General features: G+C 60.0%; 13 protein-coding genes. 6 read left to right on the top strand and 7 right to left on the bottom strand.

From position 1 onward, the window contains the following. Nucleotides 1-54 precede the first annotated feature (54 nt). Both aat and trxB read right to left on the bottom strand, forming a co-directional pair. A complete protein-coding gene (aat, locus tag ACA048_RS18350; RefSeq protein ID WP_497625693.1) occupies nucleotides 55-735 on the bottom strand; it encodes a leucyl/phenylalanyl-tRNA--protein transferase in 681 nt (226 codons plus the stop codon). A 64-nt stretch (nucleotides 736-799) separates the two neighbouring features. Further along, entirely contained in the window at nucleotides 800-1759 is a 960-nt protein-coding gene (gene trxB, locus ACA048_RS18345) for a thioredoxin-disulfide reductase (protein WP_497625692.1), read from the bottom strand. A gap of 307 nt (nucleotides 1760-2066) precedes the next feature. Here trxB and ACA048_RS18340 point away from each other — a divergent pair, with 307 nt between their 5' ends. The 6 genes from ACA048_RS18340 (at nucleotide 2067) to cysG (ending at nucleotide 9705) form a co-directional block, all read left to right on the top strand. Continuing rightward, nucleotides 2067-4472: a DNA translocase FtsK gene (locus ACA048_RS18340; RefSeq protein ID WP_497625691.1), complete on the top strand. Its 2406-nt coding sequence runs from the start codon at nucleotides 2067-2069 to the stop codon at nucleotides 4470-4472. Between the two features lie 78 nt (nucleotides 4473-4550). Then, nucleotides 4551-5174: an outer membrane lipoprotein periplasmic chaperone LolA gene (gene lolA / locus ACA048_RS18335; RefSeq protein ID WP_497625690.1), complete on the top strand. Its 624-nt coding sequence runs from the start codon at nucleotides 4551-4553 to the stop codon at nucleotides 5172-5174. A 142-nt stretch (nucleotides 5175-5316) separates the two neighbouring features. Continuing rightward, nucleotides 5317-6639 (top strand): replication-associated recombination protein A, encoded by a 1323-nt coding sequence (locus tag ACA048_RS18330; protein WP_497629892.1) that lies wholly within the window; start codon nucleotides 5317-5319, stop codon nucleotides 6637-6639. After that, nucleotides 6639-7013, top strand: coding sequence for a fluoride efflux transporter CrcB (crcB, locus tag ACA048_RS18325; RefSeq protein ID WP_494373685.1), 375 nt, complete (start codon nucleotides 6639-6641; stop codon nucleotides 7011-7013). The genes ACA048_RS18330 and crcB overlap by 1 nt, the downstream gene beginning before the upstream one ends. Nucleotides 7014-7029: 16 nt before the next feature. Then, complete coding sequence (gene serS / locus ACA048_RS18320) at nucleotides 7030-8310, top strand: serine--tRNA ligase (protein WP_497625689.1); 1281 nt, start codon at nucleotides 7030-7032, stop codon at nucleotides 8308-8310. Continuing rightward, entirely contained in the window at nucleotides 8311-9705 is a 1395-nt protein-coding gene (gene cysG, locus ACA048_RS18315) for a siroheme synthase CysG (RefSeq protein WP_497625688.1), read from the top strand. Nucleotides 9706-9828: 123 nt separating this feature from the next. Here cysG and ACA048_RS18310 read toward each other — a convergent pair whose 3' ends face one another. From ACA048_RS18310 to tusC, 5 genes are all read right to left on the bottom strand, one after another. Beyond that, nucleotides 9829-10830 (bottom strand): glutathione S-transferase family protein, encoded by a 1002-nt coding sequence (locus tag ACA048_RS18310; RefSeq protein WP_497625687.1) that lies wholly within the window; start codon nucleotides 10828-10830, stop codon nucleotides 9829-9831. A gap of 91 nt (nucleotides 10831-10921) precedes the next feature. After that, on the bottom strand, nucleotides 10922-11923 hold the full coding sequence (locus tag ACA048_RS18305) for a glycosyl transferase family protein (protein ID WP_497625686.1): 1002 nt from the start codon (nucleotides 11921-11923) through the stop codon (nucleotides 10922-10924). Further along, nucleotides 11920-12255 carry a TusE/DsrC/DsvC family sulfur relay protein gene (locus ACA048_RS18300; protein ID WP_497625685.1) on the bottom strand — a complete coding sequence of 112 codons (336 nt, stop codon included), beginning with the start codon at nucleotides 12253-12255 and terminating at the stop codon, nucleotides 11920-11922. The genes ACA048_RS18305 and ACA048_RS18300 overlap by 4 nt, the downstream gene beginning before the upstream one ends. Then, nucleotides 12252-12545, bottom strand: coding sequence for a sulfurtransferase complex subunit TusB (gene tusB, locus ACA048_RS18295; protein ID WP_497625684.1), 294 nt, complete (start codon nucleotides 12543-12545; stop codon nucleotides 12252-12254). The genes ACA048_RS18300 and tusB overlap by 4 nt, the downstream gene beginning before the upstream one ends. Continuing rightward, on the bottom strand, nucleotides 12545-12907 hold the full coding sequence (gene tusC, locus ACA048_RS18290) for a sulfurtransferase complex subunit TusC (protein ID WP_497625683.1): 363 nt from the start codon (nucleotides 12905-12907) through the stop codon (nucleotides 12545-12547). The genes tusB and tusC overlap by 1 nt, the downstream gene beginning before the upstream one ends.

Here is a 12907-nt window from a genome sequence, read left to right as displayed (position 1 = left end):
TCAACCCTCGGGTTAAGCTTTGAATTAAGTGTAAGCCACGCGCGCAAAAGTCGCTCAGCAAACCCAGGTTGCGCGACTGGGTTGATCCAGATGCTGCGCCAGGTAGCCAGCAAATTCGCGCCGGGGAATCGCCCGGGCGCCGAGGCTGTGGAGATGATCGGTCGGCATCTGGCAGTCGATAAGCACAAAACCCGAGTCTTTCAGATGTCGCACCAGTGTGGCAAAGCCATATTTGGACGCATTGTCGGCGCGGCTGAACATGGACTCACCAAAAAACAGCTGACCCATGGCCAGGCCGTACAGCCCGCCAACCAGCTCGTCCTGATCCCAGACTTCCACCGAATGCGCGTGACCACGCCTGTGCAGTTCTATGTAAGCGTCCTGCATGGCCTGGGTGATCCAGGTGCCATCGGCGTAATCGCGCGGTGCGGCGCAGGCGCTGATGACAGCGGCGAAATCCTGATCGAAGGTCACCCTATAGCATTGTTGGCGCAGCAACTTGGCCAGGCTGCGGGAAACATGCAGTTCGTCGGGAAACAGCACCGTGCGCGGATCCGGCGACCACCAGAGAATCGGCTGGCCTTCGGAGAACCACGGAAAACAACCGTGGCGATAGGCCTGAATCAGACGATCGGCAGATAGATCGCCACCCGCAGCCAGCAGCCCGTTGGGGTCGCGCATGGCTTTTTCCAGCGGGGGGAAAGTGAGGGAGTTGCGTTGTAACCAAGTCAGCATGGCATCCGGGCTTGCAGAAGGGGAGGGCGGTGGCGGGCCGGTGGGCCCGCCGTAAAGTGTGCCGTTAAACGCCGGGAATGTCGTCGAGGTATTTCTCTGCGTCCAGCGCGGCCATGCAACCGGCCCCGGCCGACGTGACGGCTTGGCGGTAAACATGATCGGCGACATCGCCGGCGGCAAACACGCCGGGGATTGCGGTGGCAGTGGCGTCGCCTTCGTTGCCGCTTTTGACCCGCAGATAACCGTCACGCATGGCCAGCTGATCGACAAACAGATCGGTGTTGGGTTTGTGGCCGATGGCTATGAACACCCCGGCCAGCGCCAATTCACGGGTTTCGCCGGTCTGGCTGTCACGCAGGCGGGCGCCGGTCACGCCGCTGGCATCGCCCAGCACTTCATCCAGATTCTGATTCCAGTGCAGGCGAATATTGCCGTTGGCTGCCTTTTCGAACAGCTTGTCCTGGAGGATCTTTTCCGAGCGCAATTTATCGCGGCGGTGAATCAGATGGACTTCCTTGGCGATGTTCGACAGGTACAAGGCTTCTTCGACGGCGGTATTGCCGCCGCCGACCACCGCCACCACTTGATTGCGATAAAAGAAGCCGTCGCAGGTCGCACAGGCGGACACGCCTTTGCCGGCGAACGTCTCTTCCGAGGGCAGCCCCAGATATTGCGCCGAAGCGCCGGTGGCGATTATCAGGGCGTCGCAGGTGTAGGTGCCACCGTCGCCGATAAGTTCGAATGGGCGTTGTTGCAACTTGGCGGTATGGATGTGGTCGTAAACGATCTCTGTGTCAAAGCGTTCGGCGTGTCTTTGCATGCGTTCCATCAGCGCCGGGCCGGTGAGGCCTTCGACGTCGCCGGGCCAGTTGTCGACTTCGACGGTGGTGGTGAGCTGGCCGCCTGCCTGTATGCCGGTAATGACAACGGGTTTGAGGTTAGCGCGGGCGGCATAAACGGCTGCGCTGTAACCGGCAGGGCCAGAACCCAGAATGATCAGGCGTGAATGCTTCGCTTCGCTCATAAAAACACCTCATAAGCCTTTGTCACGAAAGAGAATGCATGCTCAAATTGACCGCATGCCGTGGTGCTTTTGGCTATGCTACATCCAGCACCTCAAGCATGGCATCGGACGGGCAAACCCGTACAATGCCTGCGTGCAAGGGGGGTTGTAACAAAATAAGCAGTGCACGCCGTGTTTATAAAACACCGGGTGCAGTGTTAAAAGTAGTCCCGGTTGCGCCTGTTAACTTTTTTACCTGCCTGGATTGGGCAGTTTTTTATAGTCATTCAACAGATGGACGCGCCCCAGGCGCAGGAAAAGTAACGTTTTGAAGAAATCCACCGCAGCACCCAAAACAGTCGTTCCGCTCTGGCGCCAGCATTTGCACTACCGGCTCAAGGAAGGTGCATTGATCGCCATCGGCGCCTTGTGCCTGTTCCTGATGATGGCCTTGCTGACTTACGGCAAGGACGATCCGGGCTGGAGCCATAACAGCAAGATTGATGACGTGCAGAATTTCGGCGGCCCGGCCGGTTCTTACAGCGCTGACATCCTGTTCATGGTGCTGGGCTACTTCGCCTACATCTTCCCGTTGTTGCTCGCGGTCAAGGTCTATCAGATCTTCCGTCAGCGCCACGAACCCTGGCAGTGGAGCGGCTGGCTGTTCTCCTGGCGCCTGATTGGACTGGTGTTTCTGGTACTGTCGGGTGCTGCGCTGGCGCACATCCATTTCCATGCCGCCACGGGTCTGCCGGCAGGTGCCGGTGGTGCGTTGGGTGAAAGCCTCGGCGATCTGGCGAGGAACGCGCTGAACATCCAGGGCAGCACACTGCTGTTCATCGCGCTGTTCCTGTTCGGTTTGACGGTGTTTACCGATCTGTCGTGGTTCAAGGTGATGGACCTCACCGGCAAGATCACCCTTGACCTGTTCGAACTGTTCCAGGGCGCGGCCAATCGTTGGTGGGCGGCCCGTAACGAACGCAAGCAACTGGTGGCGCAACTGCGTGAAGTCGACGATCGCGTGAATGAGGTGGTCGCGCCAACCGTCACCGACAAACGCGAGCAGGCCAAGGTCAAGGAACGCCTGATCGAACGTGAGCAAGCGCTGAGCAAGCACATGTCGGAACGCGAGAAGCAGGTTCCGCCCGTTATCGCGCCCGCGCCGCCGAAACCGGCTGCACCGAGCCAGCGTGTGGAAAAAGAGAAACAGGCGCCGTTGTTCATCGACAGCGCCGTGGAAGGCACCTTGCCACCTATCTCGATTCTCGACCCCGCGGAAAAGAAACAACTCAATTATTCGCCTGAATCCCTGGCTGCGGTTGGCCATTTGCTGGAAATCAAGCTCAAGGAATTTGGCGTCGAAGTCTCGGTGGATTCGATTCACCCAGGCCCGGTAATTACCCGATACGAAATTCAGCCGGCCGCCGGCGTGAAGGTCAGCCGCATTTCCAACCTGGCGAAAGACCTGGCGCGTTCCCTGGCCGTGACCAGCGTGCGTGTGGTTGAAGTGATTCCCGGCAAGACCACTGTTGGTATCGAGATCCCGAACGAAGACCGGCAGATCGTGCGCTTCTCCGAAGTGCTGTCGACCCCCGAGTACGACAACTTCAAGTCGCCGGTCACCCTGGCCCTCGGTCACGACATCGGCGGCAAGCCGGTCATCACCGACCTGGCAAAAATGCCGCACTTGCTGGTGGCCGGTACCACCGGTTCCGGTAAGTCGGTGGGCGTGAACGCGATGATCCTGTCGATCCTGTTCAAGTCCGGCCCGGAAGACGCCAAGCTGATCATGATCGACCCGAAAATGCTTGAACTGTCGATTTACGAAGGCATTCCGCACCTGCTGTGCCCGGTCGTAACCGACATGAAGGACGCGGCCAACGCCTTGCGCTGGAGCGTGGCGGAGATGGAGCGTCGCTACAAGCTGATGGCGAAGATGGGCGTGCGTAACCTGTCCGGTTTCAACGCCAAGGTCAAGGAAGCCCAGGACGCCGGCACACCGCTGACCGATCCGTTGTACAAGCGCGAAAGTATCCACGACGAAGCACCGCTGCTGACCAAGTTGCCGACCATCGTCGTGGTCGTCGACGAGTTCGCCGACATGATGATGATCGTCGGCAAAAAGGTTGAAGAACTGATCGCCCGTATCGCCCAGAAGGCCCGTGCCGCCGGTATCCACTTGATCCTCGCCACCCAGCGTCCGTCGGTGGACGTGATCACCGGTCTGATCAAGGCGAACATTCCGACGCGTATGGCGTTCCAGGTGTCGAGCAAGATCGACTCCCGGACCATCATCGATCAGGGCGGCGCCGAGCAGCTGCTCGGTCACGGTGACATGCTCTACATGCCGCCGGGCACCAGTCTGCCGATTCGTGTTCACGGCGCGTTCGTGTCCGATGATGAGGTTCACCGCGTGGTGGAGGCCTGGAAACTGCGCGGCGCGCCGGAATACAACGACGACATCCTCGCCGGTGTCGAAGAAGCCGGCAGCGGCTTTGAGAATGGCGGTGGTGGTGGCGATGATGATGCCGAAACCGATGCGCTTTACGACGAAGCGGTGCAGTTCGTCCTGGAAAGCCGTCGTGCGTCCATCTCTGCGGTTCAGCGCAAACTGAAAATCGGCTACAACCGCGCCGCACGCATGATCGAAGCCATGGAAATGGCCGGGGTCGTGACGTCCATGAACACCAACGGTTCGCGTGAAGTCCTGGCCCCGGGCCCGGTGCGCGACTGATTTGAATCGCCTCCTTAAATTGAAAGCGGGTGGCGCACACGCGCCGCCCGATCCCCCACGAATGTTATGAGGACTCCCATGCGTCTTATCCGCATGTTGTTGCTGCCGGTACTGGCTTTGACCACGCTCTCGGCTCACGCCGATGACAAGGACGTGGCGCGCCTGACCCAATTGCTGGAAAAATCCCAGACATTGAATGCGCGTTTCTCCCAGCTGACCCTCGATGGCAGCGGCACCCAGTTGCAGGAAACCGCTGGCGAAATGTCGTTGCAGCGTCCGGGCCTGTTCTACTGGCACACCAATGCTCCGGCTGAACAAACGATGGTCTCCGACGGCAAGAAGGTCACCCTGTGGGACCCGGACCTGGAGCAGGCCACGATCAAGAACCTCGATCAGCGCCTGACCCAGACGCCCGCATTGCTGTTGTCCGGTGACGTCTCCAAGATCAGCCAGAGCTTCGACATCAGCGCCAAGGAAGCCGGTGGCGTGATCGACTTCACCCTGAAGCCGAAAACCAAGGACACCCTGTTCGACAGCCTGCGCCTGTCGTTCCGTAACGGTCTGGTCAACGACATGCAAATGATCGACAGCGTCGGTCAGCGCACCAATATTCTGTTCACCGGCGTGAAGGCCAACGAGCCGATCCCGGCCTCCAGGTTCAAGTTCGACATCCCTAAAGGGGCGGACGTGATCCAAGAGTAAAACGCAAAACCTGTAGGAGCGGGCTTGCTCGCGAATGCGGTGTGTCAGTTAACATTGATTGCGACTGACACACCGCTTTCGCGAGCAAGCCCGCTCCCACATTGTCCCGCGGTGTTCAAGTAGTGAGGTTTCGCAAGTCGTGATGGACCTGTTTCGCAGTGCCCCGATAGCTCAGCCCTTGGCCGCCCGTTTACGTGCGGCCAATCTGGACGAGTACGTCGGCCAGGAACACCTGCTGGCTCGTGGCAAGCCTTTGCGCGAAGCCCTGGAGCAGGGTGCCCTGCATTCGATGATTTTCTGGGGCCCGCCGGGCGTGGGCAAAACCACCCTGGCGCGGCTGCTGGCGGAAGTCTCGGATGCGCACTTCGAAACGGTCTCGGCCGTGCTGGCCGGAGTAAAGGAAATCCGTCAGGCAGTGGAAATCGCCAAACAGCAGGCCGGGCAATACGGCAGGCGCACCATTTTGTTTGTCGATGAAGTCCATCGCTTCAACAAGTCCCAGCAGGATGCCTTCCTGCCGTACGTTGAAGACGGCACGCTGATTTTCATCGGCGCGACCACCGAAAATCCCTCGTTCGAACTCAATAACGCGTTGCTCTCGCGGGCCCGCGTCTATGTGCTCAAAAGCCTCGACGAAGCGGCCCTGCGCAAGTTGGTGCATCGCGCATTGACCGAAGCGCGTGGCTTGGGCAAGCGGCAACTGACGCTCAGCGATGAAGGCTTCCAGATGCTGCTGTCCGCCGCTGATGGCGATGGCCGGCGTCTGCTGAATCTGCTGGAAAACGCCTCGGACCTGGCCGAAGACAACAGTGAGATCGGCATCGATCTGCTGCAAAGTCTGCTTGGTGACACACGTCGGCGTTTCGACAAGGGCGGCGAAGCGTTCTACGACCAGATTTCCGCGCTGCATAAATCCGTACGCGGCTCCAACCCCGACGGCGCGCTGTATTGGTTCGCGCGAATGATCGACGGCGGTTGCGATCCGCTGTACCTGGCCCGGCGCGTGGTGCGCATGGCCAGCGAAGACATCGGTAATGCCGACCCGCGCGCCCTTAGCCTGTGCCTGGCCGCGTGGGAAGTGCAGGAACGCCTGGGCAGCCCCGAAGGTGAGTTGGCGGTGGCCCAAGCCATCACGTATCTGGCCTGCGCGCCGAAAAGCAACGCGGTGTACATGGGCTTCAAGGCGGCGATGCGCAGTGCCACCGAACACGGTTCGCTGGAAGTGCCGTTGCACCTGCGCAACGCCCCGACCAAACTGATGAAACAGCTCGGTTACGGCGACGAGTACCGTTACGCCCACGATGAACCGGATGCCTACGCCGCTGGCGAAGACTACTTCCCGGAAGAACTCGAGCCGCAGCCGTTCTATCAGCCGGTGCCACGCGGCCTGGAGCTAAAGATTGGCGAGAAGCTCAATCACCTCGCCCAGCTTGACCGTTTAAGTCCCCGGCAGCGGAGAAAATAGTGATTCCATTGGTCATCGCGGTGTCCATCGGCGGTGTCGCCGGCACGCTGTTGCGGTTCGCGACCGGAAACTGGATCAACGCTAATTGGCCGCGGCACTTCTATACGGCTACGCTGGCCGTTAATATCGTGGGCTGTCTGCTGATCGGCGTTCTATACGGTCTGTTTTTGATACGCCCGGAGGTACCGCTTGAGGTGCGTGCCGGGTTGATCGTCGGCTTCCTCGGAGGGCTGACGACTTTTTCATCCTTTTCACTGGATACGGTGCGCTTGCTGGAAAGCGGGCAAGTGCCGCTGGCTTTGGGCTATGCGACGCTCAGCGTATTCGGCGGGCTGCTTGCCACCTGGGCCGGCCTGTCCTTGACCAAACTTTGATAAACGAGAAACCGACATGCTCGATTCCAAACTGTTACGTAGCAACCTTCAGGACGTAGCGGACCGCCTGGCATCCCGCGGCTACACGCTGGATGTTGCGCGCATCGAAGCGCTGGAAGAACAGCGCAAGACCGTCCAGACCCGCACTGAAGCACTGCAGGCTGAACGTAATGCCCGTTCCAAATCCATCGGTCAGGCCAAGCAGCGCGGCGAAGACATCGCGCCACTGATGGCTGACGTCGATCGCATGGCTAACGAATTGAGCGCCGGTAAAGTCGAGCTGGACGCGATCCAGACCGATCTGGATTCGATCCTGCTGGGCATTCCGAACCTGCCGCACGAATCGGTGCCGGTTGGCGATGACGAAGACGGCAACGTTGAAGTGCGTCGCTGGGGCACCCCGACCGCGTTCGACTTCCCGGTTCAGGACCACGTTGCCCTGGGCGAGAAATTCGGCTGGCTGGACTTCGAAACCGCCGCCAAGCTGTCTGGCGCGCGTTTCGCCTTGCTGCGTGGCCCCATCGCTCGTATGCACCGCGCCCTGGCGCAGTTCATGATCAACCTGCACGTCACCGAGCACGGCTACGAAGAGGCTTACACGCCTTATCTGGTCCAGGCCCCGGCGCTGCAAGGCACCGGTCAACTGCCGAAGTTCGAAGAAGACCTGTTCAAGATCGCTCGCGAAGGTGAAGCCGATCTGTACCTGATCCCGACCGCCGAAGTGTCGCTGACCAACATCGTCGCTGGCGAAATCGTCGATTCGAAACTGCTGCCGATCAAGTTCGTGGCGCACACGCCATGCTTCCGCAGTGAAGCCGGCGCGTCGGGTCGTGACACTCGCGGCATGATCCGTCAGCACCAGTTCGACAAAGTCGAAATGGTCCAGATCGTTGAACCCTCGACGTCGATGGAAGCGCTGGAAGGCCTGACCGCCAACGCCGAGAAAGTCCTGCAACTGCTGGAACTGCCTTACCGCACCCTGGCGCTGTGCACCGGCGACATGGGCTTCAGCGCGGTCAAGACTTACGACCTGGAAGTGTGGATTCCGAGCCAGGACAAGTACCGCGAGATTTCGTCGTGCTCCAACTGCGGCGATTTCCAGGCTCGTCGCATGCAAGCGCGTTTCCGCAACCCGGAAACCGGCAAGCCTGAACTGGTTCACACGCTCAACGGTTCCGGTCTGGCGGTCGGCCGTACCCTGGTGGCTGTGCTGGAGAATTATCAGCAGGCCGATGGTTCGATCCGTGTGCCTGAAGTCCTGAAGCCGTACATGGGTGGCCTTGAGGTCATCGGCTAAATGAACTATCTGCCGCTGTTTCACAACCTGCGCGGCAGTCGTGTGTTGGTTGTCGGTGGGGGGGAGATTGCCTTGCGCAAATCCCGCCTGCTGGCCGATGCCGGTGCGCTGCTGCGGGTAGTTGCACCTGAAATCGAACCGCAACTGCGCGAACTGGTTGCCGGCAGCGGTGGCGAGTGCCTGTTGCGCGGTTATGCCGAGACGGATCTGGACGGTTGCGGGCTGATCATTGCCGCCACCGACGACGAGCCGTTGAACGCGCAAGTCTCCGCCGATGCCCATCGGCGTTGTGTGCCGGTCAACGTCGTAGACGCGCCGGCCCTGTGCAGCGTGATTTTTCCGGCGATTGTTGATCGTTCGCCCTTGATTATTGCGGTGTCCAGCGGCGGCGATGCGCCGGTGCTGGCGCGGCTGATTCGCGCCAAGATCGAGACCTGGATTCCTTCGACCTATGGCCAACTGGCGGGCCTGGCTGCGCGTTTTCGCCATCAGGTCAAGGGCCTGTTTCCGGATGTGCAGCAGCGTCGCGGATTCTGGGAAGACGTATTTCAAGGCCCGATCGCTGACCGGCAGCTGGCCGGGCAGGGCGCCGAAGCCGAGCGTCTGTTGCAGGCGAAAATCGACGGCGAAGCGGATGTCACGACCGGCGAGGTGTACCTGGTCGGGGCGGGGCCGGGTGATCCCGACCTGCTGACGTTCCGTGCCTTGCGCCTGATGCAACAAGCCGACGTGGTGCTGTACGACCGTCTGGTAGCCCCGGCGATTCTTGAATTGTGTCGTCGTGATGCCGAGCGTATTTACGTCGGCAAGCGCCGCGCCGATCATGCCGTGCCGCAGGATCAGATCAACCAGCAATTGGTCGATCTGGCCAAGGCAGGCAAACGTGTGGTGCGGTTGAAGGGCGGAGATCCGTTCATCTTCGGTCGCGGCGGTGAAGAGATCGAAGAACTGGCGGCCCATGGCATCCCGTTCCAGGTGGTGCCGGGTATCACGGCAGCCAGTGGTTGCGCGGCGTATGCCGGGATTCCGCTGACCCATCGTGATTACGCGCAGTCGGTACGGTTTGTCACCGGGCATTTGAAGGACGGCTCCACCGATCTGCCGTGGGACGACCTGGTCGCGCCGGCGCAGACGTTGGTGTTCTACATGGGGCTGGTGGGATTGCCGATTATCTGCGAGCAGTTGATCAAGCACGGTCGCGGGGCAGACACCCCGGCGGCGTTGATCCAGCAGGGCACCACGGTCAATCAGCGGGTGTTTACCGGCACGTTGGCGGATTTGCCACGGTTGGTGGCGGAGCATGAAGTGCATGCGCCGACGTTGGTGATTGTGGGGGAAGTGGTGCAATTGCGCGAGAAACTGGCGTGGTTTGAAGGCGCTCAGGGGCAGGTCTAGAGACCGAGTCGCCCCCTTCGCGAGCAAGCCCGCTCCCACATTCGACCGAGTTCTAACTGAAGAATACGGTTAAATGTGGGAGCGGGCTTGCTCGCGAAGGGGCCTTCAAGTCCAGCACAAACCTCATGCCTTGCGCCAAACCCCTTTCCCGTTCAACCGCGCCCGATCATGCGCCACGGTGAAATCCTGCACCGGCCCTTTCGGCACAATTCCGGTCGGGTTGATGGTCTTGTGGCTGCCATAGTAGTGATGCTTGATGTGCTCAAAACTCACCGTCTCGGCAATCCCCGGCCACTGATAAATTTCGCGCAACCAGTTCGACAGATTCGGATAATCGGCAATCCGCCGCAGGTTGCACTTGAAGTGTCCGTGGTACACCGCGTCAAAACGAATCAACGTGGTGAACAGCCGAATATCCGCTTCGGTCAGGTATTCGCCGGTGAGGTAACGATTGGCGCTTAACAGCTGCTCCAGTCGATCCAGTTCCTCAAACAAACCATCAAACGCTTCTTCATAAGCGTGCTGCGACGTCGCAAAACCCGCGCGATATACGCCGTTGTTCACCGCTGGGTAAATCCGCTCATTTAATGCATCGATCTCGGCGCGCAGTGGCTCAGGATAGAAATCCAGGTCATTGCCGGTCAGGTCGTCGAATGCGCTGTTGAACATGCGGATGATCTCCGCCGATTCATTGTTGACGATGCGATTCTGTTGTTTGTCCCACAGCACCGGTACGGTTACTCGGCCGGTGTAGTCGGCGGTATCGGCGGTGTAACGCTGGTGCATGAAGTCGAGGTGATCGAGTTTGTCGCCGGTGGAGCCCAGGCTCTGGTCGAAGGTCCAGCCGTTTTCCAGCATCAGCCAACTGACCACCGACACGTCGATCAGGCTTTCGAGCCCCTTGAGTTTGCGCAGGATCAGCGTGCGGTGGGCCCACGGACAAGCGAGGGACACGTAGAGGTGATAGCGACCAGCTTCAGCAGCAAAGCCACCGACACCCGTCAGGCCCGGCTTGCCGTCGGCGGTCACCCAGTTGCGACGCTGCGCCTGCTCACGCTGAAACGCACCGTCCTTGCTGCTTTCGTACCACTGGTCATGCCAGCGGCCTTCGACTAATAAACCCATGTTCAAGACTCCTCAAACCCTAAATCGTTGGAGAGGAGTCTATGCCCATGAGTTCGAACAAAAAGCGCAAAGGTTGGGCAGTTATGATCGGTTAAATCGATCTGTCCCTAGCATCCCAGTATTGTTGGGCCGTTTCGAACGCCTGATCACGGGACTGACCGAGCCCACGCAACGCCAGGGCCATAGTCGAAATCAGGGCCATTTGCGGGTAGCTGTCGACCACGTCACCGCGCCAGACGGCCTTCAAATGCTCAGGGTCGAGGGTGGCGGGTTTGACGTGACGCTGGGTCGACATTTGCGGCCATTCTTCGTCCCAGCTTTCACCGCCCGTGGTGCCATACAAGTGACTGTCGGCGTCCGGGTTGATCTCGATTTCGCCGCCATCGCCTTTCACCACGATCGCGGTGTCGCCGAGTAAACCGCTGGCATCGCGATGTACCGCCTGGTAACCGGGGTGGAAAATACTTTGCAGGCTGCAACGAGCCCCCAACGGATTGAGGATGCGTGTGAGGGAGTGGATCGGCGAGCGCAGGCCCAGAGTGTTGCGCAGGTCGATCATGCGCTGCAGTTGCGGCGCCCAGTCCACCAGCGGCATGAATGCCAGGCCACCGTTATCGAGTGCCACACCCACCTGTTGCCAATTGCGGCACAGTGGAATGTTCAGTCCTTCCAGCAGTTGTTCGCTGTACAGCCGGCCGGCCGTGTGTGCGCCAGCGCCATGCATGAAAATCCGTACGCCGTTCTGCGCCAGGCACTTGGCTGCCAGCAGGTACCACGGCAGATGACGTTTTTTGCCGGCATAGGTCGGCCAGTCCAGATCAACCTCCAACGCGGGCGGGTTGAGGCGTTCCCGCAAGGCTTCGGTGAAACCGGCCATTTCCTCGGCGCTTTCTTCCTTGTGCCGCAGCAGCATCAGAAATGCGCCGAGCTGGGTGTCTTCGACTGTGTCATCGAGCACCATGCCCATGGCGTCGCGGGCTTCTTCGCGGGTCAGGTCGCGGGCGCCGCGTTTGCCTTTGCCGAGGATGCGCACGAACTGGGCGAACGGGTGCTCGGCGGGTGTTTCGAGGGTCAGCGCTGGAAAGTCGGTCATAAACAATTCGTCGGTTTGGGCAGGCCCGCCAGTTTCGCGGCGAGTTTGGCAGGGGTGCCTTTGAACAATCGGTTCAGGTGCAGGCTGTTGCCTTTTTCCGGGCCGAGCTTCAACGCGGTGTATTTGATCAACGGGCGGGTGGCTGGCGACAGCTGGTATTCGTCGTAGAAACCGCGCAGCAGTTCGAGGATTTCCCAATGTTCAGGGCTCAACTCGATGTCTTCGGCAGCGGCCAGGGCGCTGGCGACCTCTAAGGACCAGTCGCTCAATTCGACCAGGAAACCGTCCTTGTCCAACAAGACGGCGTGAGCGCCCACTGTCAGGGAATTCATAGCCAACTGTTGACCTTGTCGTGTTGAATCGACAGCTCGACGAAGGCCGGGTAATCGATGGCCTTGGCCCAATCTGGCAATTCAATGGACCGGGCTTGAACGTCTTCGGCCAGCACAAACAGTTGCAGGCCGCGAGTATTCAGCGCGCTGAAAGGCGCGGTGCCCGGCTGTAGGGCATAGACCGCGTCGCCGGTTAGTAGCAGCGCATCGTTGGCGCCGATCACGCGCAGGCAACTGGTCAGGCGATCGTCGCCGAACGGGGAATGAGACAACACATGCAAAGTCGACATCAGAGGGTGATCACCTGGTCGTAACGGTCAATAAGGGCGGTGATGTCGTGGGCGGTCAGCACCTGGGCTTCTTCCAGTGATAAAGAGGAAGGGTCCAGCCCACGTTCTGCGGCACTCTCGCCACAGACGAACAATTCCTCGACACCAAACATCGGCAAGGCTTGCAGGTTGGCGCTCAGGTCTTTTTGTTGCAGCGCTTTGGCGTCCTGTTTCGCGGCGAGTTGGAACACCCCGTCATCGAGAAACAGCAGGCCGATTGGCAAATCGAAGGCGCCGCCGGCGAGTACGATGTCCAGCGCTTCGCGCGCATTCGGCCCGGACCATGGCGCCTGACGGCTGATAACCAGCAAGGATTTAGGCAT

Source organism: Pseudomonas sp. LBUM1659 (genome assembly GCF_059716045.1).
This window is presented reverse-complemented; position numbering and strand designations above follow the sequence as displayed.

Coding starts and splice junctions, on each gene's coding strand:
- aat (WP_497625693.1), bottom strand. CDS start 735: ATGCTGACTTGGTTACAACGCAACTCCCTCACTTTCCCCCCGCTGGAA.
- trxB (WP_497625692.1), bottom strand. CDS start 1,759: ATGAGCGAAGCGAAGCATTCACGCCTGATCATTCTGGGTTCTGGCCCT.
- lolA (WP_497625690.1), top strand. CDS start 4,551: ATGCGTCTTATCCGCATGTTGTTGCTGCCGGTACTGGCTTTGACCACG.
- ACA048_RS18330 (WP_497629892.1), top strand. CDS start 5,317: ATGGACCTGTTTCGCAGTGCCCCGATAGCTCAGCCCTTGGCCGCCCGT.
- serS (WP_497625689.1), top strand. CDS start 7,030: ATGCTCGATTCCAAACTGTTACGTAGCAACCTTCAGGACGTAGCGGAC.
- cysG (WP_497625688.1), top strand. CDS start 8,311: ATGAACTATCTGCCGCTGTTTCACAACCTGCGCGGCAGTCGTGTGTTG.
- ACA048_RS18310 (WP_497625687.1), bottom strand. CDS start 10,830: ATGGGTTTATTAGTCGAAGGCCGCTGGCATGACCAGTGGTACGAAAGC.
- ACA048_RS18305 (WP_497625686.1), bottom strand. CDS start 11,923: ATGACCGACTTTCCAGCGCTGACCCTCGAAACACCCGCCGAGCACCCG.
- ACA048_RS18300 (WP_497625685.1), bottom strand. CDS start 12,255: ATGAATTCCCTGACAGTGGGCGCTCACGCCGTCTTGTTGGACAAGGAC.
- tusB (WP_497625684.1), bottom strand. CDS start 12,545: ATGTCGACTTTGCATGTGTTGTCTCATTCCCCGTTCGGCGACGATCGC.
- tusC (WP_497625683.1), bottom strand. CDS start 12,907: ATGCCTAAATCCTTGCTGGTTATCAGCCGTCAGGCGCCATGGTCCGGG.